The sequence below is a fragment of the Heyndrickxia sporothermodurans genome (assembly GCF_003055045.1).
In the GTDB taxonomy this organism is placed as follows: domain Bacteria; phylum Bacillota; class Bacilli; order Bacillales; family Bacillaceae_C; genus Heyndrickxia; species Heyndrickxia sporothermodurans.
The window spans coordinates 17,345-38,600 of sequence record NZ_NAZB01000014.1 but is presented as its reverse complement, the minus strand read 5'-3'; the positions used below and the strand labels follow the sequence as shown (position 1 = coordinate 38,600).

13 protein-coding genes are annotated in these 21,256 nt (G+C 37.0%); 8 read left to right on the top strand and 5 right to left on the bottom strand.

The features are described 5' to 3' along the window. Positions 1-271: 271 nt before the first annotated feature. Complete coding sequence (locus tag B5V89_RS05510; RefSeq protein WP_107919764.1) at positions 272-1,159, bottom strand: LysR family transcriptional regulator; 888 nt, start codon at positions 1,157-1,159, stop codon at positions 272-274. A 150-nt stretch (positions 1,160-1,309) separates the two neighbouring features. Here B5V89_RS05510 and B5V89_RS05505 point away from each other — a divergent pair, with 150 nt between their 5' ends. Next, positions 1,310-2,050 (top strand): acetoacetate decarboxylase, encoded by a 741-nt coding sequence (locus B5V89_RS05505; RefSeq protein WP_066231865.1) that lies wholly within the window; start codon positions 1,310-1,312, stop codon positions 2,048-2,050. A 13-nt stretch (positions 2,051-2,063) separates the two neighbouring features. Next, positions 2,064-3,089, top strand: a complete 1,026-nt coding sequence (locus B5V89_RS05500; RefSeq protein WP_108070834.1) for a ketopantoate reductase family protein — start codon at positions 2,064-2,066, stop codon at positions 3,087-3,089. A gap of 43 nt (positions 3,090-3,132) precedes the next feature. On the opposite strand, the gene B5V89_RS05495 is transcribed toward B5V89_RS05500, so the two are convergent. After that, the gene (locus tag B5V89_RS05495; RefSeq protein ID WP_066231872.1) at positions 3,133-3,525 is read right to left on the bottom strand and encodes a membrane lipoprotein lipid attachment site-containing protein; all 393 of its coding nucleotides are present in this window, start codon (positions 3,523-3,525) and stop codon (positions 3,133-3,135) included. A 455-nt stretch (positions 3,526-3,980) separates the two neighbouring features. Beyond that, positions 3,981-5,234 (bottom strand): C40 family peptidase, encoded by a 1,254-nt coding sequence (locus tag B5V89_RS05490; protein ID WP_244913445.1) that lies wholly within the window; start codon positions 5,232-5,234, stop codon positions 3,981-3,983. Between the two features lie 185 nt (positions 5,235-5,419). On the opposite strand from B5V89_RS05490, the gene B5V89_RS05485 reads away from it, so the two are divergent. Beyond that, positions 5,420-7,423: a penicillin-binding transpeptidase domain-containing protein gene (locus B5V89_RS05485; protein ID WP_107919765.1), complete on the top strand. Its 2,004-nt coding sequence runs from the start codon at positions 5,420-5,422 to the stop codon at positions 7,421-7,423. A gap of 168 nt (positions 7,424-7,591) precedes the next feature. Here the strand turns inward: B5V89_RS05485 and B5V89_RS05480 are convergent, their stop codons facing one another. Both B5V89_RS05480 and B5V89_RS05475 read right to left on the bottom strand, forming a co-directional pair. Then, on the bottom strand, positions 7,592-8,563 hold the full coding sequence (locus B5V89_RS05480; protein WP_342352531.1) for an LCP family glycopolymer transferase: 972 nt from the start codon (positions 8,561-8,563) through the stop codon (positions 7,592-7,594). Between the two features lie 306 nt (positions 8,564-8,869). Continuing rightward, positions 8,870-9,904, bottom strand: a complete 1,035-nt coding sequence (locus B5V89_RS05475) for a M14 family metallopeptidase (protein WP_244913444.1) — start codon at positions 9,902-9,904, stop codon at positions 8,870-8,872. A gap of 520 nt (positions 9,905-10,424) precedes the next feature. Here B5V89_RS05475 and B5V89_RS05470 point away from each other — a divergent pair. From B5V89_RS05470 to B5V89_RS05450, 5 genes are all read left to right on the top strand, one after another. Continuing rightward, positions 10,425-11,909 (top strand): N-acetylmuramoyl-L-alanine amidase family protein, encoded by a 1,485-nt coding sequence (locus tag B5V89_RS05470; protein WP_108070832.1) that lies wholly within the window; start codon positions 10,425-10,427, stop codon positions 11,907-11,909. Positions 11,910-12,323: 414 nt separating this feature from the next. Continuing rightward, positions 12,324-17,009, top strand: a complete 4,686-nt coding sequence (locus tag B5V89_RS20575) for an Ig-like domain-containing protein (protein WP_181294610.1) — start codon at positions 12,324-12,326, stop codon at positions 17,007-17,009. Positions 17,010-17,475: 466 nt separating this feature from the next. Next, positions 17,476-17,964, top strand: coding sequence for a zinc ribbon domain-containing protein (locus B5V89_RS05460; RefSeq protein ID WP_066231885.1), 489 nt, complete (start codon positions 17,476-17,478; stop codon positions 17,962-17,964). Between the two features lie 20 nt (positions 17,965-17,984). Continuing rightward, positions 17,985-19,613, top strand: a complete 1,629-nt coding sequence (locus B5V89_RS05455; RefSeq protein WP_165797750.1) for a zinc ribbon domain-containing protein — start codon at positions 17,985-17,987, stop codon at positions 19,611-19,613. 13 nt (positions 19,614-19,626) lie between these two features. Continuing rightward, positions 19,627-21,009 carry a zinc ribbon domain-containing protein gene (locus B5V89_RS05450; RefSeq protein ID WP_066231894.1) on the top strand — a complete coding sequence of 461 codons (1,383 nt, stop codon included), beginning with the start codon at positions 19,627-19,629 and terminating at the stop codon, positions 21,007-21,009. Positions 21,010-21,256: the final 247 nt, after the last annotated feature.

Sequence of the window (21,256 nt, the reverse complement as noted above, 5' to 3'; positions counted from 1 at the left end):
GGGAACTTGATAATAGGAAAGGTGAAGCGAAGTGCTCGAACCTGTCGGATACGAGAACTTGATAGTAGGAAAGGTGAAGCGAAGTGCCCGAATCGGCTGGATACGGGAACTTGATAGTTGAAAATGCGATCCGAAGTGCTCGAACCTGCCCGAAGTATTCGAATCTGAAAAAACGAGAACATGATATCCGAAAAAGTGAGATGAAGTCCTTGATTCCAATGTAAAAATCTAAAAAAGGACGATTAAAAGAATGCACCCTAATCAAAAACCTTCAGTGATCCTTGAACATTTCATAGTGTTCTTTAAAGTACGCTATAATAAAATCCCGGAACTCTTTCACCGTAGGAGATAACAAACCATCTTTTACCCATGATAGTCCGACTGTATAGGTTGGATCAATATCTGCGATTTTTACGTAATGTAAATCGAGTTTTCTACATACCGAAATGGGAAGTAACGCCACACCTTGATCGAGCTTAATGATTTCCGCTAATAGACTAGAATCTACCTCGAAATTATTAGTAGGAGTGAATCCAGCTCTTTCGCATAGAGCTGTTGTAAATCCACTATATTCTTCATTGTTGGCGAGGGAAATAAATGGTTCATTGGCGACTTTGCCTAAGGAAATTTTAGATTCACCTGCCAGCTTATGGCTAGAAGGAAGAACGAGTACGATATCCTCATCCACGAGCACACAACTTTCAATCTCTTCATCCACGATCGGTGGGCCGGCTATTCCTAAATCAATATCTCCCTTTTTCAAGCTTGTCACTATTCCGCTTTTTACCCCAACTCCTTGTTGTATTTTCGTATTTGGATGGCGGGTAATGTATTCACTAATCAATCCTGAAAGGAATCTTGGATTAGAAATTGAAATTTTGATTGTACGTGCATTTTCTTGATCGTGAGATTGAATGTCCATTTTTGCCTTTTCAATTTCGGTAAAAATTTTGTTTACATGTTTCAAAAGAATTTTTCCAGATGAACTTAACTCGATATTCCTACCTTTTCTATTAAAAAGATTTGTGCCCAATTCATCTTCAAGTCTCTTAATTGTCAGGCTTAAGGAAGGCTGGGCAATATTTAATTGCTCAGCTGCCTTAGAAATATGTTCTGTATAAGCGACTGTCTGAAAGTATTTTAATTGAAGCAGCTCCATCTATTTTTGAACACTCCATTCATTTATTATAGTAAATATATTAATATATTATTATGTATTAGATTAAATGTAAAATCAGATTTAAAATAATAGATGTAGGGAATTATAGATAAGAACATCATTTATTCAAAATGTGGAGGTGCTATTCAGATGAAAAAGGAAGACGTGGTAAAGCAGTTTACAACTCCGTTAGATGCAGGGGCGTTTCCATTAGGACCGTATCGTTTTTATAATCGCGAATACTTAAACATTTTATATAGAACCGACCTGGAAAGCTTAAAGAAAATTGTGCCGGAACCATTGGAGGTGAAAGATCCGCTTGTCAGATTTGAAATCATGAAGATGCCGGATGTGACAGGGCTTGGATCCTACACAGAGTGTGGACAAGTCATACCTGTTAGTTTTGAAGGGGAGGAAGGGGATTATCTCCACGCAATGTATGTAGATAGCTTTCCTGCCATCGCATCAGGCAGGGAAATCGCAGCGTATCCTAAAAAGCTGGGCAAGCCTAGTTTATATGTAGATTCCGATACCTTAGTGGGACTCTTGGACTATGGAAGTTTGCGAGTAGCAACAGCAACGATGGGGTATAAGCATTTTCCGCTTGACCATTCAGAGGCGCTTAAAGAAATCGTTAAACCGAATTATATGTTGAAAAAAATGCCGGACTATAATGGATATCCAAGAATTTGCGAATTGGTTCGTAGCGAAATTACTGATATTAAAATTCTTGGTGCTTGGTCAGGTCCTGCAAGACTCGAGCTGTTCGCCCATGCGCTTGCACCGATGGCTGATTTGCCAGTACTAGAGGTCGTATCAGCTTCTCATATTATTACAGAGCTTTCTTTGGCATCTCCAACTGTTATATACGATTATTTAGCTGAAAAGTAAGGAGGATATTCAAATGAAAATCGCAATATTAGGGGCAGGTTCACTAGGAACGATCGCCGGAGCATATATTGCTGCCGGTGGACAAGATGTAGAGTTAATCGATGTTTATCAAGCACATGTTGACGCATTAAATCAATCGGGCGCAAAAATTATCGGCACGACTGATTTTCAAACAAAAGTGAAAGCTATTACTCCTGACAATATGTCGGGAACCTATGATTTAGTCTTGCTGTTAACGAAGCAATTATATAATGATTCAGTGCTACAAAACTTGTTGCCATTTTTAGATGAGAAAAGTGTCGTACTCTCCTTGCAAAACGGGATACCTGAAGAAAAGGTTGCATCCATTGTTGGTCGCGAACGGGTGATTGCCGGGTCCGTTGAATTTGGCGCAACATTTATGGAGCCAGGAGTATCAAAACTGACAACAGAGTTCGGCCACTTTAAAGAGTATGCTTTCCAAATCGGGGAATTAAACGGTGAAATAACGGAAAGAATTCACGAGATCAAAACGATTTTGGACCTTGTTGGGGGTACACATATTTCCGATAACTTGGTTGGTACGAAATGGTCAAAATTACTGATCAACAATGCATTTAGTGGGTTATCAGCTGCACTGAACACAGAGTTTGGCGGGGTTATTGATCATGAGGTTAGCATTGTAAGTGCAGCGCATATTGCCAATGAAACAATCAAAGTTGGTCATGCAAACGGTGTAACTTTTGCTAAGATGAATAAATTCGACATTGCTTCATTAGAAATAAAAAGCGAAAACGATATTCCTGAACGTGTCCAAACACTTCGGAACTTTATGGAACCTTCCAGATTGCTAAGAGCAAGCATGCTGCAAGACTTAGAAAAGAAACGTAAGTCTGAAATAGATTATATCAATGGGGTCGTACCGCGATTGGCAAAAGGAAAAGGAATTGCGACACCATATAATGATATGGTTGTAAAACTAGTCAAACAAGCAGAAGAAACCCAATCTGTACCGAATTTCGATACCAATATTAAATTTTTTGAAGAACTAAATAAGTAGTATGAAGAAAGGTGTTGTCCATCAGCGGGCAGCACCTTTTCTTTTATCGTTTTACTATCTTAACCGTCGCATCTTCTGGAGTGAGGTATTCCTTATCTAAAGAAAAATCTAGATGCTGCCGATTGATTTCTGCATATTGAACAACTTTACTTTTCTGGAGGAAAACGAGTAAATAAATATCATCTCTCCTGTCGATATTACTTGGATCTTTAAATTTAGTGCCCAGTTGTTCATTTATACTTTCTTGCACTGTGTAGGGTGGGAAAATGAATGCTTTGTCCCAAGTGAAATCGGTTAGTGAATTCAAATCGATTTCATGACTTCCACCTTTTTTTATCACTTGTGAGAAGGACGATTCCACTTTATTATTGTGTTTGACATCACTACACCCTGTTAAGAGAATGATAGAACACAGTAGAAAAATTGCTTTTTTCAATGAATAACCTCATTTCATTTTTATAATTACGTGGAGAAAGGGTTAAATTTACCTTTTTCAGTAATGGATCGTTCTTTTTTCCGTTTAATCGAATGAAAAGGGAACGGATGAAATGTTTAAATTAAAATATTTCGCCAATTATACCATATTTGGCCATTCTCTCCTAGATAAAAAATCCCTCGAAATCCGACTTATATGTTCCAACTTGATTTTTATAAATGACATTTCCCGGGAAAATACGATTAATTTTGACAGCAAATTCGTCTAACTTTTTATGTTAAAACTGTGTTGCACGTTATCACACATGTGCCTACCAACGAGGATACGTCAACTTGGACATACATCTGTTATTCAAGACTATGGATTGTATCAATTCGATAAGAAGAAATACACTTTTCCATAATCATATAATCACAAGAAAGCCCACATCGAAATGTGGGCTTTCTTGATGTCGATTAATCCGCATCATACAATCTTTTAAATCCATCAAAATGTGATTTCCAATAGGAGTTATCAAGTGAGGAGAGTTGTACTCCGTCTGAACTCGCATGGATGAATTGGTTGTTGCCAATATAGATTCCTAGATGAGAGATTCCGCTTTTATATGTACCTGTAAAGAATACTAAATCCCCTTGTTGTGGTGATTTAGTTACATAATAGGAACGATTGTAATACCCTTCACTAGATATGCGTGGTAAAGATAACCCTGCATTGTTGTATACATAATAAATGAATCCGCTGCAATCGAATCCGCTCGGGGTCGCTCCAGCCCATACATATGGAGTGCCTACTAATTTTTTCGCTGTATCAATGACTTTTTTAACAGAAAACGTTGAACTTAAGCCCGCTGGTTTATCTACCTTTGGCGGGGCAGCAGTTTGTCCGGCTTGTTGTTTAATATTAAGTTTCTGGCCAACATAAATCATATCGGATGTAAGCTTGTTAAGTTTTTTCAATTCTGCGACAGATACGCCAAATTCCTTACCAATTTTACTTAAGGTATCCCCAGATTTAACGATATAGGTTGTCCCAGTAGAATGTGATGGTGATTTTGCCGGTGTATTTACCTTTGGCGTGGTAGTGGCTTGTCCAGCTTGTTTTTTAATAATAAGCTTCTGCCCAACGTAAATCATATCAGATGTTAGTTTGTTAAGTTTTTTTAATTCTGCGACAGATACGCCAAATTGTTTACCGATTTTACTTAAAGTATCCCCAGACTTAACCAAATAGCTTGTCCCAACAGTAGTTGTCGGTGATGTTGTTTTATTAGTAGCAGCAGTTTTTTTCGACTGAGATGTCGTTGAATTTTGGCTTGAAACCTTTAATTTGTCCCCGGGATAGATTATATTGGATTTTAAATGGTTCCAACTTTTTAAGTTAGCGACCGAAACCTTGTACATATTAGCAATTTTACTTAGGGAGTCCCCTTTTTTTACGGTATATGTTTTTGAGGTTGAAGTATTTTTTGCTGTAGATACTTTCGAAACCGTTTTGGTAGATTTAGAAACGGTTAGCACTTGATTCGGTTTAATCATATCACTTTTTAAATTATTTAACTTTTTTAAATTGGCTACGGTTGTGTCATATTTGTTTGCGATTTTCCACAATGAATCGCCATTTTTTACTTTGTATGTAGCAGCCATGGATGGTGTTGCAATGGCCGTAGTTATTATCGTGGTAGCAGCAACCGACACGAACGTCTTTTTCAAAACTTAATTCCCCCCATTATTACAATATTAACTACTATTCTATCAAATTATTCGACAATTGCACCCCCTTTTTTAGAAAAAGAACATTTCAAAATGATTACAATGCCAGTTGAAGTTAATATTTTAGAATAGTTGTCTATTTCTTTTGTATAATAGGTGTATAGTCAAAATAGAGGAGGTTAATTATGAAAAAACTATTTTTTGCTTTTGCTATGTTACTATTTGTTCTAGCGGCTTGTGAAAAAGAACCTTCACCGAATGATCGATTAAATGAATATGTGAAACTTTGGGATAAAAATAATTTTAATAAAATGTACAACGAGTACCTCTCATCCAGTGTGAAAAAGGAATTTAAGCCTGAGGACTATGTCGATCGCTATCCGAAAGTATACAAGGATTTAGAAATTAGCGATTTAAAAGTTACTTATAAAAAGTTGGGAGAGGACGATTTTAAAAAGAAAGAAAAGGTGTCGATCCCGCTACAAATCTCCTTTCATACGATGGCTGGTAATGTCAAATATGAAGAGAAAGTGACATTGAAAAAAGAAGAGAAAGATGACAAGTCCAATTGGTATATTGATTGGAAACCGAGTTTACTTTTACCAGGACTTGAAAAAGGCGATAAAATCAAACCTGTTACCGTAAGTCCAAAACGGGGCGAAATTCGTGATCGAAATGGCAGTGAACTGGCAGTAAATGGTGAAGTCTTTCAAATCGGTGTTATTCCGGAAAAAATGGATGGACATGATGCGGAAGTGAAGAAACAATTAGCTTCTTTATTAGATATGTCTGTTAAAGAAATTGATCAAAAGTTAAACGCTTCATGGGTAAAACCGGATTTGTTCGTGCCGATTAAAAAAATCCCTTCGACGAAGGAGGACCTTGTTCAAAAGCTATATGAGCTTCCTGGTGTTGATAAACAAAATGCAGAAGGAAGGGTGTATCCTTTCGGCAAAGCAGCTGCACATTTAGTAGGTTATGTTGGGCCGATCACGGCAGAAGAATTAGAGAAGCACAAGGGAAAAGGCTATACGGAAAGTAGTGTCATCGGAAAACGCGGGTTGGAGCAAGTGTTTGATGAACAATTGCGCGGGAAGGATGGAGAAACGATTTCAATCGTTAAGCCAGATGGTACCGAAAAAGTCATTGCTGAAAATAAAGTACAAGATGGGAAAAACATTTCAGTCACGATCGATGGGGACTTGCAGACGAAAATATATAACGAAATGAAGGGGAACGCTGGTACGGCGGCAGCCATTCATCCGGTTACTGGAGAGGTCCTTTCATTAGTTAGCTCACCTTCTTTTGACCCGAATGATTTTGCTTTAGGTGTATCGAGTAAAGAATATGCGAAGCTAGAAAAGGATCCGTTGCAACCATTAATTAACCGTTTCGCACTATCCTACGCCCCTGGTTCAGCCATCAAACCGATTACAGGTGCGATTGCATTGGAAAATGGGACGTTGAATACAAGCAGTACAAAAACAATAAATGGAAAAACGTGGGGGAAAGGTGGAAGTTGGGGTGATTATAAAATTACTCGCGTCCACGAAACATCTGGTCCGGTTAACATGCAAACTGCGATGATATATTCCGATAACATCTTTTTCGCACAGGCAGCCCTTGATATGGGCGGCGATAAATTTGTGAAGGGATTAAAGAACTTTGGCTTTGCAGAAGAAATTCCTTTTACGTATCCATTGAAGAAATCACAAGTGTCATCGGATGGAACATTGAAAAACGATAGTATCATGTTAGGGGATACGGGTTATGGCCAAGGTCAAATGTTGACGAATATTTTACAGCTTGCTACTGCATATACACCGTTTATCAACAGTGGAAATATGATCAAGCCGTATTTACTTCTAGATGAAAAGAAAACAGGACTTTGGAAGGAACATGTCATAAGTAGCGGTACTGCCAAATCAATTAGCACTATGCTCCGCCAAGTCGTCGCTGATCCACGGGGGACGGGACATGGAGCGAATTTACCTAACAGAGCACTAGCCGGCAAAACAGGAACAGCCGAACTAAAAAGCTCAAAAGGCGAAAAAGGAAAAGAAAATGGAGTCTTCGTCGCCTACGACTCCAACAAAAAAGACCTCCTTATCGCAATACTCATCGAAGGAGTCGAAAAAGGCGGCGGCAGCAAACTCGTCGTCCAAAAAGTCGCCAACATCTTCAAATAATGGTGTCAGGCACCGAATATGCAAAAACTGAATAAATATTAAAAAAATGCATAAACGGTACCTGACACCGTTTATGCATTAGGTGAATAAATATTAGAGATTTGAATATTTGGTGTCAGGTACCAAAAAACGCATCTGTCCATTTTGTTTATGGACGGATGCGTTTTTTTATTGTCCGGTTGATACCATTTCTTGGCCAAGTTCTAAGTGGTTACGTAGGAGGTCCGAGAGTTTTTGTCTTTCTTCATTTTTTACAGAATAGTAATAGATGTTTTTGCCGGACTCATTTGGAATCCATTCGTTTTCACCCTCTACTTTGAGTTCTTCAATGTTTTTTCTAATGTCTTTGTATTGGGATTGAATGCCCAGCATTTCCTCAAAGGTGAAATTTGTTTTCACATTTTTTGCAAGTGCATCAAAGATATTATCGTAATTCCAGAGAGAGGAGATGCTTGCACCTTCGTCGAGAATCGATTCGATAATTTCCCGTTGACGTTTTTGACGTCCGAAATCACCTTCCGGATCATCATGACGCATTCTGGAAAACTTCAAAGCCTTTTTCCCATCGAGAGTTAAATTACCGACTGGGAAGGTGACCCCACCTGCAGTAAATTCTAAATCATTGTGTACTTTAACACCGCCAACAGCATCAACGACTTCTTTAAATCCTTCCATATTCACCTTTACATAATAGTCAATTGGGATATTTAAAAAATGCTCAACTGTATCCATCGACATCTCCACATCACCATATGCATAGGCGTGGTTGATTTTATCGACCGTTCCTCGTCCAATAAGTTCTGTACGAGTATCACGTGGAATACTTAGCATCTTAATCGATTTCAAATGCGGATTGACCGTCATGACAATCATCGTATCTGAACGACCTTTATCATTTTTGCGCTCATCGACACCAAGTAGCAAAATTGAAAATGGATCCCCGTTTTTAACAGTTACTTCCTTCGCTCTCTTCACGGGCTGTTTGCGCTCAACAGGTTTATGGATGTTTTTGACGGCACTATCAAACGAATGCCATACTGAATATGCATACGCACCCCCGCCTACAACAGAAAGTCCTACAACGATCAGCAAAACTGTTAACCATTTTTTCTTTTTCGTATGTTTCTGACTTCTCATCATTCGTAATCCTTCCTTATTAAAAATAGTAATTTATTTAAAAAATTTAATCCGATAGGGAAAAATACATTCTTATTAGATATGTAAAAATTCTCACTTCTTCTCCCTAATATAGACGTTTATTCGACAAAAAAGATTCAACCGATTCATGTCTTTTTTTAAAGGAAGTATAACATTGCAATCCTATCCAGCTCCAGAGTTTAACCCCACAAGGTTAAAAACCTCCCGACAATAAAAGTCAAAGAGCGACCTTTTTTGCGAGAAGATCAATATTCGGTTTTCTTTGCAATGTCGTTCCTAATCAAGGGGCTAATGCTTTTTAAATAATGAATATCCATGTTTCGCTACATATAGACCAACAAACTTATTTTCATTCCATGCTTGTTTAAATTGAGAGACTTTGAGATTCGTATTTCCGGGATATGTTCCGATCTCAAGGGTAAAGCCAGGTCGTTTGTATTTAGAAATGAACCAATCCGTAAAGCCCCCGCCGGATGGATTTTTCCCAGGATAAATAAGTTTATATTTTGTCAATTTCCCAATTGCTTTCGCATACGCTAAATCCCGTTTGTATAATGCTTTCGACTGATGGAAATTCCAATAAAGAATTTTTCCTGCTGTATGGTAGGCAACCGTCATTTCGGGATTTATTTTTTTCAAGAAAGCAACGATCGCCTTCGTTTCCTTTGAAGTCAAGGGTGCTTTTCCTTTATAAAGGCTCCAGCTTGGCTTTCCGGGGTTCGACTTAATGTGCTTCCAATCGGCATCATATTGCCGGTTCAAATCGACACCTTTCCCATTCGCTTTCCATCGTTTGAAATTTTTACTTCCTTCATTCATTTTAATTAATTTCGCATGATCTTTTTTCGGGAAGGCTTTTAACCCGGACTGCTGAAGTGTGACCCCATCAGGATTCACCATTGGAACAAACCAAATCGTCGTTTGACTCAATATCTTTTTCACATCATAGCCATTGATTTTTTTATTCGACAAATAGTATTGAGCGTATTGATCAAGCATATACATATTGAGATTCGTCGTCAGCCATTCCCTTGCATGATGGGAACCATTTATAAAAACCGTCGAATTCCCTGTGCCTAAAGAAATAGCATAAATTGGTTTGCCATATTCACTTTTACCAATCGTTCGATAATGAATAATAGATGGATATTTTTTTGCAAGTTTTTTAATATCTCGAACCATTTTATTATACGTATATGTTTGGTTAGGATTTACAATGTCTTTACTTGCGGCATGAACTGAGCTTAAGCTGGATGGTATACACATGCAGCAGAAGAATAGTATGCAGAAGATGAAAAGGAGCGAAGCAACACGCTTTTTCAAATCTGTATCCACCTCCAATAATAGATAAATAGATTTAGCTATCTTAAATAATACTATATTTTGTGAGGAAATTTGACATAATTTTTCACAATTTTTGCGTAAAATAGATTACAAATGTATTACAAAAAGACTAGTCTAAAAGCAGGGGGAGAATAGTGGAAAAAATAATCATAACTGTCATCAACCTATGAAACAGGCCGTTAAGAAAATACGTATAATTTTTATCATAAAATTAAGTTGTAAACACTAAAGAGCCCAAACTCAGTTGTGAGAGGGCTTTTTTTCTTATGATTAATGACATCTAACTCCATAAATCAACATTCGACAAAGCGCAAAGTATTTTGTCTAAATTTCTCGGGAAATGTCTTGTGTTCCATATGACCTATCGCAAAGGCGTGTAGTTTAAAAGAACCAATTCCTTATAACTAGGACCTTTTTTCTACAAAACTACCAAATTTATTGTCGAATTATGATAGAATATGACATGGCAAAATATTACTAAAAGAGGGGGGCGAATCTGATGAAAAAAATTCTATTCTTTATCATGGCAATCATTCTTATGTTTACTTCTTTCGGAAACATCGGATATGCCGCAAGTGCTAAACCACCTAATATAAAGAAAATAAAACCATTAGGTGAATATACCGTCACAGCCACTAGTCTTTATATTCGAAAAGGACCGAGCGCAAAATATAAAACTCTCGGTTATGTAAAGAAGAATAAAAAAGTTAAAGTGTACGAGATTAAAAAAAGCTGGGCGTATATTACTTACGGAAGTACAAAGGGATATGTAAGTTCGAAATATTTTAAAAAGGTCACTGCTAAAAAGAAACCAACGATTGTGAAGAAGAATACAACCTCTAAAGTGAAAAAAGCAATCGGTGAACGTATCGTCAATGCAACGACACTTTATGTTCGCAAAGGACCCGGAACGAAATACAAATCAGTTGGCTATCTAAAAAAGAACAAGAAAGTTAAAATTTATGAAATTAAAGGCAATTGGGTATACATAATTGATGGCAAACTAAAAGGATATGTCAGCAAAACCTATTTAAAAACAGTGAAGAAGCCGACGCCGGTAAAAAAAACGGCACCAAAACCGAAGCCAAAACCGGTGGCGAAACCAAAACCAAAACCGGCAAATACAAAACCGGTGGCGAAACCAAACCCAAAGCCTGCGCCAAAACCAACTCCGGCAACATCCAAACCGAAACCAACTACCCCAACGGTTAATGGACACGGAAAATCCTATGGACAGCGCATTGTCAACGTTTCAGAACTAAATGTCCGCAAAACGCGAAGTACTAAAGGCAAACCGGTAGGAGTATTGAAAAAGGGAACAAAAGTTACTATGTACGACGTTAAATCAGGCTGGGCATATGTAACCTCAGGGAAAATAGCTGGCTATGTTAGTACACAATATCTCCAATCTACCACACCTGCCAACCGAAAAATCATCGTTATTGATGCAGGCCATGGTGGAAAGGACCCGGGAGCAAGCGGAAATAAGCTGGTAGAAAAAGAGGTTACATTAAATGTAGCTCAACGTGTTGAAAAACTATTGAAAAGTGCGGGAATCGAAGTAGTGATGACGCGTACCGGTGATACATATCCAACGCTGGAAGATCGTATCGATACTGGGGTAAAAGCAAACGCTGATACATTTGTCAGCATTCATTGCAATTTCTTTTCAAAAGCAAGTGCCAATGGAACCGAAACATATTACCATAATGGTGGACCGGCAGACCGAGCGAATCATAGTAAGCAGCTTGCAACCTTTATCAACGAACGCCTCGTACAAGCAATTGACACGACCAATCGAGGTGTAAAAAAAGAAGAATACCGAGTGATTAATTCCAATCCACTTGCAGCGGTTCTTGTGGAACTCGGATTCCTATCTAATAAACAAGACGCAAGTAAACTTGCATCCAATAAATATAGAGACATTGCAGCAAAAGCAATATACCAAGGAATTTTGGATTACTATAAATATATAGGGAAGTAAAGAAACGGGCGATCGCCCGTTTTTTTGATGTTGGGGGTACCCAATTCGACCAGGAATACAAGAAAAAGCAAACACGAGATGCACGAACGCCCTCCATTTCGACCTCATTTTTACTTTTTTAACGAAAAAGCCATTTATCACTCTAGTAAAAAAGCCTTTTATATTATCCAATGGATGTAAAATAAATAATCAATTAGTAGAACATTATAAATTTTTGACTAATTTAGTATATTCTCTATTTACTAAACGTATTAAAAGTGATAAGTTTTTATCGTATAGGTTAATTTGTCCTACCTATGCAATTTTTTCTATTAATTTGAAAGGGGGCTATAAAACTAGTCTTTTTGGAAGAAGCTTTGTTGATAATCAACAGAGTCATTTTTTGTCTTAAAAACTAGAAACGGGGGGAAACGTGTGAAGCAGTTCAAGAAAATGAAGAAAATAGCACTCATGATGATTATTTTCTTCCTTGCATTCTCAAGTGCGTTCGCAGGTACAAAGGCAAATGCGCAAACGAATTCAAGCACCAAATCACAGTTAAAACAATCATTAAATAAGAAAAATCGATTAGGTGAATTAAAAAATTCACAAAAGTATAAAAGCAACGAAAAAGTCCGTGTTATCGTTGAGTTAAAAGGCCAACCAGCGATTGAATATGCGACAAAGCAAGGGAAACGCTATAAAGACCTACCAAAATCAAAACAAGCCTCACTACAATCAGATGTAAATAAACAACAAACCAATTTTATTTCAGATGTAAAAGAAAAGAAAATCAACCTTAAAGTTGAAAATAAGTTTACAACCGTTGTAAACGGAATAAGTGGTCATATTGAATATGGAAAAATTAATGAGCTAAAAAAGCTTCCGAATGTAGCAAATGTCTACATTACAAATAAATATGAGCGTCCTAAAGTAACACCACAAATGATCTCAAGTAAAGATCTTGTAGGTGCAAAAGAAACATGGGATCTTAAATACAAAGGTGACGGAATGGTTGTCGGTGTCATCGATACAGGAATCGATTCTAGTCATAAAGATATGATCCTATCAGATAATAAAAAAGCGAAACTATCGGAAAACTCCGTAAAAGATATCATTACAAAGGACAAGCTTCCGGGAAAATACTACACAGAAAAAGTTCCTTATGGATACAACTATGCAGATAAAAACGATGAAATTAGGGATCTAGGTCCTGATGCATCAATGCATGGTATGCACGTATCAGGTACTGTTGCAGCAAACGGGGACGAAAAAAATGGTGGAATTCAAGGGGTTGCACCTGAAGCACAATTACTAGCACTTAAAGTATTCGGAAACGACCCAGCAATGCCGTCGACATTCGGTGATATTTATATTAAAGCAATTGATGATGGTATTCAGCTTGGTGCTGATGTAATGAACATGAGCTTAGGTTCAACAGCATCATTTGTTGATAAAAATGATCCTGAACAACAAGCGATTAAACGTGCGGTAGACAATGGTGTGTTAATGTCAATTTCTGCAGGTAACTCAACAAATATTGGTGGCGGAACACTTAACCCATTAGCATCCAACCCGGATATCGGTCTTGTTGGTTCTCCAAGTCTTTCGCCGGAATCCATTTCTGTCGCATCTTTTGAAAATTCAAAAATGCAAGTGGATGGCCTTGAATATGATATTAACGGTGAAAAAGGGACAGCTGCTTATCTTTCAGTAAGCAGTGTTCATCCAAATGATGTTAAACAAAAAACCTTCGATGTATTGGCAGCGGGAATCGGTGATGTTACCGACTTCGAAGGGAAAGATTTCAAAGGAAAGTATGCGTTAGTACAACGTGGAACACTTGATTTTGTTACAAAGACAAAAAATGCACAGGCAGCAGGAGCAGCTGGTGTAATTATTTACAATAACCAAACAGGTCTCGTAAGTATGGCATCAGAAGCAACAATTAAAATACCTCAACTATTCATGCTACGAGCAGATGGGGAAAAATTAAAAGCTGAATTGGATAAAGGGAAAGCTGTAAAAATCACTTTCAAAGGTGAAAAATCGGAAATCGATAATCCAAGTGCAGGTCAAATGAGTGACTTTACTTCTTGGGGTGTCACACCAAATCTTGACTTCAAACCGGAAATCACTGCACCAGGTGGACAAATTTATTCAACGCTTAACAACAACCAATATGGTTTAATGAGCGGTACATCAATGGCGGCACCACATGTTGCAGGTGGAGCAGCACTTGTATTAGAGTATATGAAACAAAATGATTTATTTAAAGACTTAACAGGTGCCGAAAAAGTTGAACAGGCAAAAACACTTTTAATGAATACTGCCGTTCCACTTGTTGATCCAGATGTGAAAACATTCTATTCACCTCGCCGTGAAGGTGCTGGATTAATGAAACTTGATGCAGCGGTAACAACACCTGTCTATGTAACCGCAAAAGACACAAACGCACCGAAAGTAAATTTAAAAGAAATTACAAGCAACAAATTCGACTTTACATTAACATTAACGAACTTTAGTGATAAAGATGTAACGTATAAAGTAGATACTAAACCATTAACTGACTTAATCGGAAAAGACAAGGATGGCAGATTACTAAATGCAGAAGCAGCACAAGAAATTAAAGATGCAAAAGTATCGGTCGATTCTGAAGTAACTGTTCAAGCGGGTAAAACAAAAGACGTTACAGTAAGCATTGATCTTTCTGATGCTGATAAAGCGCTAACAGCATTAATGAAAAACGGCTACTTCGTTGAAGGATTCGTTACTTTCAAAGATGTGAAAGATGAAGCTCCAAGTCTTTCCGTTCCATACTTAGGCTTCAAAGGTGACTGGAACCAACCACCAGTTCTTGATGCGATGGTATATGATGATGAAGAATCATTCTATGGAGTATCAGAAATGGTTGATGAGAATGGCTATGATTTAGGATTTGATCCTGTAAAAGAAGAATTCTATAAAGATAAAATTGCCATCTCTCCAAATGGTGACGGAGAAAGTGATGCTATTACACCTGTATTATCATTCTTACGAAATAGTAAATCTGTGGAATACAGCATCCTAGACAAAGATAAAAAACAAATCCGTAAATTAAATGTTGATTATGATCAAAGGAAAAACTACTATGATGCATCAAGACCAGGATCCTATTATTCATACGATTCATTAAATGAATGGAATGGTAAAGCAAATAATAAAGTAGTACCAGATGGTAAATATTACTACCAAATTAAATCGCAAATCGATTACGCTGGGAAAGATCCACAAGTTGTACAAGTACCAGTAATCGTTGATACAAAAGCACCAATCATTAACAATTTGAAATACGATAAAGGAGTTTTATCTTTTAACGCAGCAGATGATGGAAGTGGAATAAGTTACTATGAAATCATTGCAAATGGTGAACTTTTAGGTTACCTTTCTGGTGATGCACAAGCAGTAGCTATTCCTGATCTTGAAAAGGCGTCGATTACTGTACGTGCCTTTGACTATGCAGGCAACTCTGCAACTGTTACGAACGAAGTAAATGATGGTACAATTCCGTATCTTGATCCAAGCACATCAGAACCAGAAGCATTAGGTGTTTATGGTGAAAAGGAAGTTCCTTTTAGCGGTAAAATTACAGCGAAATCTCCTATTGATAAACTAGAGGTTCGAATTAATACGCAAAAGGGAGCCCCATATCAAGTAGTCAAAACGCATTGGAATAAAGAAGATGCCACATACGACTTTGACGATACGATTACCTTTAAAGAAGACGGAGTACATGAAATTTTCGTTTTAGGTGTCGATCAAAAGGGAAATAAACTACAATTTGCTCGTAAAGTATTTGTAGATACGACTGCACCAACAATTGATGTAAAAGGATTACCTGCAAAAGGACAGGTGGATGTCAACACGAAAGAAGTGAAAGTAACAGCTACAATTGCTGACAACTTTGATGAAATCCGCTTTGTTATGAATGGTGACCTAGTAGAAAAACATGTATTAAACGAACCATATGAGCAAAGAAAGTATTCTAAAGAAGTACCATTAACTCTAAAGCTTGATGATAAGCCAGGGGAAAATATTTTTGAATTACAATTGACCGATTTAGCTGGTCACGTAACTACAAAAGTCATCAAAATCAACAAAGTAGTACCATTAGCACCAAAAGTGAATCCGGTATCTGATAAAGATACAAAAGTAACAGGAACAGCTTCTAAAAATGCCACTATTTTAGTGAAAAATGGCACGAAACTAGTAGGCGCAAACACAGTTGATAAAGATGGCAAATTTAGAGTTACCCTTAATGGAAAACAAAAGGCAGGATCCAAATTAACTGTCGTTGCTAAAGTAGGCGAATACGAAAGCAAAGCAACAACTGTCACAGTATTAGACAAAACAGCACCTGCAGCACCAAAAGTAAACACAGTATCTGACAAAGATACAAAAGTAACAGGAAAAGCAGAAGCAGGCTCAAAAGTCACTGTCAAAGCTGGCAAATCAACACTTGGTACGGCGACAGCAGACAAAGCCGGCAAATTCACTGTGAAAATTAAGAAACAAAAAGCCGGAACAAAACTATCTGTTACCGCAACAGATAAAGCAAAAAATGTAAGTAAAGCAACAACAGTAACTGTCGTTGACAAAACAGCTCCAAAAGCACCAACAGTCAACACAGTAACAAGCAGCACAACAAAAGTAACAGGAAAAGCGGAAGCTGGTTCAACGGTTACAATTAAGGCAGGCAAGAAGAAACTGGGTTCTGCCAAAGCGGATAAAAATGGCAAGTTCAGCGTGAAGATTAAAGCGCAAAAAGCCGGAACAAAACTATCCGTTACAGCAACTGACAAAGCGAAAAACGTCAGCAAAGCAAAAAATGTAACTGTCCAAACACCAACACCAACCGTAAATACGGTTAAATCAAGCTCGACGAAAGTAACAGGAAAAGCAAAAGCTGGTTCGACTGTTTATGTAAAAGCCGGAAGCAAAACACTCGGCCATGCCAAAGCAAACAAATCCGGCAAATACACAGTCAAAATCAAAAAACAAAAAGCCGGCAAAACGTTAACCGTTTATGCGGTAGAAAATGGCAAGAAGAGTGCATCTAAAAAGGTAGTTGTAAAAAAATAATAGAGAATTGTTCAAACATTGCAGGTCCCAATTTTCTTTGACACGAAGACAGAGAGTATCGAACTCTCTGTCTTTTTTTATCGGAAAAATGTTAGCCGATCAAGTTGTTAATACCAATCATAAAAAAGAGAGAACCACTCAAAAAAATACTCACCAATCAATCGATTAAGAAAGAACCGATCAAAAATAAGAATGAACCAATCAAAAACCATCGGATTTCATACAATTGCAATAAAGGATGTCATTTTATGATAATTTTTGTAAAACTCTACCGAAAGTTATTGACATAAATTTAAGAAAAAATTTAAAATCATAAAGGGGCAGGAAAAATATACTAGTACTATTTTACTGTTGTCGATATTTTGAGTGAATCATAGTTAATTTGTATTCATACTAACGATCTACCTAAGTAGAAAATTAATCTCAATTATTGGCAATACAAGATTTCAAAATCGGAGGGGAAAAAATGAGCGACTTACAAACAAAGCTCGGTGGAGGAATGAATATACTCCAAGATAGTTTACAACAAGGAAAACAGAAGCTACAGACGGCCCAAGAGATTAGCCAATTGAAAAAGCTTGTACAGGAAAACATGACCAAACGTGCAGAGTTAATCCTTCAATTAGGTGAGTCAGTGTATCGGCTGCATCGTGAGGGGGAGATCATTCAATCTGAATTCAGTGATATTACACAATCTATTGTCGCACTCGATAAAATGATCTTTAATGCCCAAAAAAGTATTGAATTACAGAGTAAGAAAAATCAAATTGCCCATAAATGCCAGTGTGGTGCTTCTATTAGTGAAAATGACAAATTCTGTGGTGTCTGTGGTACGAAGGTAGAGATTCAATCAGAAGTTGATTTGGGATCGACCATTGTATGCCAGTCATGTGAAGAGGAAATTCCTGAAACTTCATCTTTTTGCAAATGCTGTGGAATGAAAGTTGCCATCTAATCAACGGGGGGAAGAGATCTATGTATTGTAGTACATGTGGGCATTTAAATAATAAACATGATTTATACTGCTCAAATGATGGGACAAGGTTAAAGAAAACAGATATAAAAGTAAATTTTCGTGAGAATGGTGCTTTTTGCGCATCATGTGGAACGAAAACGAGTAAATCGGATTCATACTGTTCCTCTTGCGGACATGTTCTAGTAAGTGGTCAAGTCGCGGCCCGGAACGGTACGAATGAAGTTGTTTGGACAAAATCTGCTGATCTAACAAATATTCCTGCACAAAAGTGGTTTAAATTTAATTTTGACATAAAGCAGTCTCTGCTCTCTGCTGTTGCCGCTTTTGTAGTGGTCATTGTATTTGCGTTGATCTTAATGACAGGCTCGAAATCTATATTAAATAGCTTGATAACTGAGAGTATGGATGGCACAAATTTTACTGATATGTTATCGGAAATTGAAACAGAGACGGACACGAATATGCCTAAATTAGATTCGATTGTTGGATTTACAGATTATGTGATGGCCGAACACTTACAAATACCTAAGATTGCGGCAAGTGTAAAGGGTAGTGCTTTTGGAGACGAAGGCTATTTTAATGGCAGTGTGACCGTTGGAATCGGAATGCTCATTTATTTAATTGGTCCATTCATAGGATTATTTTTGGCAGGCATTTATGCCGGAAGAAAGATTCAAAATACCTCATTGATGAAACGATTCAATCAATCTATTGGAATCGGAATTTGTTATGCTATCATTCTTTCTATTTTTTCATTGTTCAGTGGATTTTCAAAGAAAATCAATATTCACGATCACGGATTTAATATTAGTTTTCACATGGGAGTAAACTATTCCATTTTTGGTGTTTTCGTGTCAACTCTATTTTTTGGAATCTTATTTAGCTTTTTAGGAATACTTTTTGCTATGAATTTTAGAAAAACGACAGGTAATCTTAAAGAAATTCCGCAATTTGGTCAAGCAATTCATCAAGGTTTTTCCGTATTCTATAGAGGTTTTGGCCTGTTTGCTATTGTTTCGATTATTGTGTTTTGGGTTATTGGCTCTAAATATAACTTCTTTGAATATCTTGAGCAAAATATTGATTTCTTTACTGTGAGTAAAATGAAGGTATTTTATTATTTAACATTTGGATTACAATTCGGGTTTTATATTTGGTCCTCGTTACATTTCGCACCATTCGGTTTCAATTATAATGTAGGTAATGAAAAGGGGAATCTTGCCTATCACATTTTCTCCGGATTTAAAGGCGAAGGTTCGGTAAGTGAAGGGATGTGGGTTTTAGAAAATTCATTTACTTCACATCATATCGATCTTTATTTAAAACTAGCGATAATTATTCCTATTGCTCTATTTTTATATGCTGGATACAAAATGGGGAAATCAAAAACATTTAGTTGGAAGTCAGTTATTCTTTTTTCCCTTATTTACTCATTATTCATGAGTATAACCGCTGGATTCACAAATTTGGAAATGGTCTTAAAATACAATGGTACGGATGTAATCAACAAGCCAACCTCTTTATTTTTTGGCTTTCATCCGTTTGGAATGTTTATTCGAAGTTTCATCTTTTCATTCATCGTATCTTATGCCGGCTCCTTTATAAATAAGATCGTGAAGAAAGCATAGGAGGGAAATGAATATGACTTTTTGTAAGAATTGTGGAAGCAAGCTTCAGCAGGGACAAACATTTTGTAATCAATGTGGTGAAAAAAACGGGGAAGAGGTACCATTGCAACCATCCTCAACAAGGGTGAAAAGCTCCTATCACTTTCCGAAAAAAGCATGGTATTATATTATTCCTATATTTGCTCTCGTCATTATTGTAATAGGAGCCTATCTTTTTTTATCAGAGCAATATAAACCGAATAAGGTTATTGATAAATTTGAAACTGCTGTAAAAAAGAAAGATACGAAAGATTTAACAAAGCTCATGAATGATGGCCAAACAGAAATTCTCGTAAAAGCAGATGATGTTGAGGGGTATATCTCTTATTTGACAAAGGAAAATGAATTCTCGGACTTAGTAAAACAGCTCCAAAAACAAAGCAGTCAGATTAAAGGTGATCAAAAGTTATACCCAATAAAGGATCAATACGGGAATGAATTATTTATTTTACAAAAGAAAGCTAAGAAAAAATGGGGCATTTTTGACCAATATGTTATAAAATTTATCCCTATCGATGTTAAGGTCTCCTCAAATTTCCCAAATACGAAGGTATCTATAAAAGGGAAAAAAGCAAAAACAATACAGTCGGAAGATGATGTGGTAGATCTCGGCAAAACGTTCCCTGGTACATTCCAAATTGAAGCTGAAAGCGTTGGTAAATATTCTACTTTTAAAGCAAAAGAAAAAGTAGACTTTTCAGAGGCAAGCGACAATGTGTTGGAGCATCAAATAAATTTCGAAGGTGACTACATAAGTGTCTATTCAAATTACAGTGATGCCGAAATCTTTATTAATGACAAAGATATCGGAATGTCTGTAGGTGATTCAGAAGAAATTGGTCCAATCGCAACAGATGGTTCTGTCAAAATTTATGCCAAACGAAATTTCCCGACAGGTTCTAAAAAATCCCAAATTATTACCGTTACAAGTAATGACGATATCAACTTAACCTTTGATGAATCACCAACGGAAAAGGTAGAGGATCCACAAACAGCTTTAACGGACTTTATGAGATCATACTTATCGGATAGTGTGTCAGCCATTAATTCCAATGACTTTTCCTATGTATCTGATAAACTTGACCCAGATGGTCCAGCATACAAGGAATCTAAAGATTACGCAAAATATTTATACGAAAAAGGAATAACAGAAGAAAGCCTAAATGTGGAAGTAACCGACTACAAAATATTGGATGCAACTACGTTTGAAGTATCTACCTATGAAGAATATAATATCTATTCTCCTAAGAAGGATGAGGATAAATTTCGAGCGTATAAATCGATTTATAAGATTAAAGTAGATGCCGATTGGAATTTTAAGGTGAATAAGCTTGTTAAGACGACGGAAATAAAGTAACAAAAATGTGCCCTTGGATCATGTTGTCCAAGGGTACTTTAGTCTTAATAATATGGTTTTGTTTAATTGTAAACTATCGGATTATATCCCATAAATAACTTATGGAAAAGTTTGGGGAATTCACCATGCTAAACCTCGAAATGGGATAGGCGGAGAATTTCCGGCTAATGTATCTAATGGAGGATTAAGAAGCAGAAATAAGCGGAATTTTTCCGATTAACTGCTCTAAATAAGCCGAAATCCAAAG